Genomic DNA, 3,587 nt, shown 5'->3' with positions numbered 1-3,587 from the left:
TACAATGGAGATGATACTCCAAAAGCAGATTTCGTTTTAAACAATCCAACTTACAGCGGAAAAATCCTTGTAGGAGGAAAAAACTTCGGTTCTGGATCTTCTAGAGAGCACGCTGCATGGGCGGTTTACGATTACGGATTCCGTGCTGTAGTTTCTAGTTTCTTTGCTGATATCTTCAAAGGAAACTGCTTAAATATTGGTGTTTTGCCAGTACAAATCAGCCCTGAGTTTTTAGCAAACATTTTCGCAGCAATTGAAGCTGATCCAAAAACAGAATTAGAAATCAATCTTCCAAACCAAACAATTACTTTATTGTCAACTGGTGAGCAAGAGTCTTTCGCTATTAATGGTTACAAAAAAAATAACCTAATTAATGGTTTTGACGACATCGATTATTTACAAGATATGAAGGAAGATATTAAGGCTTTCGCCGATAAACTTCCTTACTAATAGCAATATCATTCAGTCTATTAGACCCGAAAGGCTTCAAAACCTCTCGGGTCTTTCTAGAATATAGAACGCGGATAGCACAGATTTGCTTTCGCAAAAACGCTGAAAAAAACAGATTTTATTTTTTAGCTAAAACAAAAATCCGCGTCAATCTGCGTTTTCGCGAAAGCGAATCCCTAAAATCCGCGTCCAATTACCAGAAATTAGAATATCAATATGAAAAAAAGAAAAATTGAAATAATGGATACGACACTTCGTGATGGTGAACAAACCTCAGGAGTATCATTTTCTGCTGCAGAAAAACTGACCATTGCGCAATTGTTGTTGGAGGAATTAAATATTGATAGAATCGAAATTGCTTCTGCGCGGGTGAGCGAAGGAGAATTTCAGGCCGTAAAAGGCATTACTTCTTGGGCTGAAGAAAAAGGATACATTAACAGAATTGAAGTTCTAACGTTTGTTGATGGAGGTGTTTCGATTGATTGGATGAAAAAAGCTGGTGCCAAAGTGCAGAATTTATTGACCAAAGGTTCAATGAATCACTTGACGCATCAATTGAAAAAAACACCTGAGCAACATTTTTCTGAAATCGCTCAAATCATTGCTTCTGCTAAAGAAAACAACATTGAAACCAATGTTTATCTGGAAGACTGGAGCAACGGAATGCGAAATTCTCCTGAATATGTTTTTCAATTTTTGGAGTTTTTAGCAACGCAGCCAATTAAAAGAGTTTTACTTCCTGACACTTTAGGTGTTTTAATTCCGTCTTTGACTTTTGAATTTATTTCGAAAATTAAAGAAAAATATCCGCAAATTCACTTTGATTTTCATGCACATAACGACTACGATTTAAGTGTTGCTAATGTTATGGAAGCGATAAAAGCTGGAATCAACGGACTTCACGTAACGGTAAACGGAATGGGAGAACGTGCCGGAAATGCGCCTCTTGAAAGTACTGTTGCTGTAATCAACGATTATTTGCCAGAAGTAAACATCAACGTAAAAGAAACTTCATTGTATTCTGTAAGCAAATTGGTTGAAACATTTACAGGTTACAGAATTCCTGCAAATAAGCCAATTGTTGGTGACAACGTTTTTACGCAAACAGCTGGAATTCACGCCGATGGAGACAACAAAAACAATCTTTATTTTAATGATCTTCTTCCAGAACGTTTTGGAAGAAAAAGAAAATATGCTCTCGGAAAAACTTCTGGCAAAGCCAATATCGAAAAGAATCTTCAGGAATTAGGTTTAAAATTAAACAACGAAGATTTGAAATTGGTTACCCAAAGAATTATCGAATTGGGCGACAAAAAAGAAACCGTAACGAAGGAAGATCTTCCATACATTATTTCGGATGTTTTGGACAGCCATACTTACGAAGAAAAAATCACCATAAATTCTTATATGCTGGTTCATTCTAAAGGAATGCGCCCATCGACGACTTTATCTTTAAATTTAAACGGAGAAATAATCGAAGAAAATGCACAAGGAGATGGTCAGTTTGATGCTTTTATGAATGCTTTATCTAAAATTTACAAAAGCAAAAAACTTACGCTTCCAAAATTGATTGACTATGCCGTGAGAATCCCGCCAGGAAGTAGTTCTGATGCCTTATGCGAAACCATTATTACATGGGTCAACAACGGAAAAGAATTCAAAACCCGCGGATTAGATTCAGATCAAACCGTTGCAGCGATTATTGCGACTCAGAAAATGCTTAACATTATAACTTAATATAGGAGCAAAGGTTCAGAGGCACAAAGGGACAAAGGCTAATAAGCAAAGTTTTCATCCCAACACCTTTGAACCTTTGTGCCTCAGAACCTTAGAACCTTTTAAAAAAATATAGAATGAAATTAAACATAGCCCTTTTAGCCGGAGACGGAATCGGACCAGAAGTAATCGATCAAGCCGTAAAAGTATCAGATGCTATTGCACAAAAATTTGGACATGAAATTACTTGGAAACCAGCTTTAACTGGAGCTGCGGCAATTGATGCAGTAGGTGAGCCTTATCCAGATGCAACACACGAAGTTTGTAAAAATGCTGATGCTGTTCTTTTTGGAGCGATTGGTCACCCTAAATACGATAACGATCCTTCTGCACCAGTTCGTCCAGAGCAAGGTTTGTTAAAAATGCGTAAAGCATTAGGTTTGTTCGCAAACGTAAGACCAACTTTTACTTTCCCATCTTTATTAGATAAATCTCCATTAAAAAGAGAAAGAATAGAAGGAACTGATTTAGTTTTCTTAAGAGAATTAACTGGTGGAATCTATTTTGGTGAAAAAGGAAGAAAAGACAACGGAGATACTGCTTACGACAACTGTGTTTACACAAGAGCTGAAGTACAGCGTTTAGCTAAAAAAGGTTTCGAATTGGCAATGACTCGTTCTAAAAAATTATGTTGTGTTGATAAAGCTAACGTTTTGGAAACTTCACGTTTATGGAGAGAAACAGTTCAAGCAATGGAAAAAGATTATCCAGAAGTTGAAGTTTCATACGAATTTGTTGACGCTGTTGCAATGCGTTTGGTTCAATGGCCAAACTCTTATGACGTGTTAATTACAGAAAACCTATTTGGAGATATCTTAACAGATGAAGCTTCTGTAATTTCAGGATCAATGGGATTAATGCCATCTGCCTCTATGGGAGCTGAAGTATCTTTATTTGAGCCTATTCACGGTTCTTATCCACAAGCAACTGGATTAAACATTGCTAATCCAATGGCTACTGTTTTATCTGCTGCTATGATGTTCGAAAACTTCGGATTGATGGAAGAAGGAAAAGCAATGAGAGATGCTGTAAACAAAGCTTTAGAAGCTGGAGTAGTTACTGAAGATTTAGCAAACGGTGGTAAAGCATACGGTACTAAGGAAGTTGGTGACTGGTTAGCTGCGAACGTATAATAGTTTATTTTGTTTCAGATCTTAAGTTTGTTGAAATGTGAGACCTGAAACCTGAAACAAAAAAGGGATAAACAAATGTTTATCCCTTTTATATTTTAGAAAAAATCTCTTAGTAATCTCCTCTGTTTCCGCGATCTCCGCCACGGTTGTTTCCGTAACCACCACGATTATTTCCTCCGCGGTTGTTGTTAAAACTTCTTCTTTCGCCTTCTGGTTTTGGTTCAGATT

The 3,587-nt window shown here is 36.8% G+C and carries 3 protein-coding genes and 1 pseudogene; 3 read left to right on the top strand and 1 reads right to left on the bottom strand.

The window, feature by feature from the left end; all coding sequences use genetic code 11:
• From leuD to leuB, 3 genes are all read left to right on the top strand, one after another.
• Positions 1-450: 3-isopropylmalate dehydratase small subunit (leuD, locus tag VGE71_RS06585; protein WP_331137611.1), on the top strand; the 450-nt coding region annotated here is incomplete at its 5' end.
• Positions 451-666: 216 nt separating this feature from the next.
• Complete coding sequence (locus VGE71_RS06580; protein ID WP_331137610.1) at positions 667-2,187, top strand: alpha-isopropylmalate synthase regulatory domain-containing protein; 1,521 nt, start codon at positions 667-669, stop codon at positions 2,185-2,187.
• Between the two features lie 116 nt (positions 2,188-2,303).
• Complete coding sequence (leuB, locus tag VGE71_RS06575) at positions 2,304-3,359, top strand: 3-isopropylmalate dehydrogenase (RefSeq protein WP_289664457.1); 1,056 nt, start codon at positions 2,304-2,306, stop codon at positions 3,357-3,359.
• 109 nt (positions 3,360-3,468) lie between these two features.
• On the opposite strand, the pseudogene VGE71_RS06570 reads toward leuB, so the two are convergent.
• Positions 3,469-3,587, bottom strand: a pseudogene (locus VGE71_RS06570) (RNA-binding protein); the annotation flags it as partial.

Origin of the sequence: Flavobacterium sp., from assembly GCF_036405015.1 — a bacterium.
Taxonomy (GTDB): Bacteria; Bacteroidota; Bacteroidia; order Flavobacteriales; family Flavobacteriaceae; genus Flavobacterium.
Note: the sequence above shows the minus strand (reverse complement) of the source record. Positions and strands in the feature narration are given on the sequence as shown.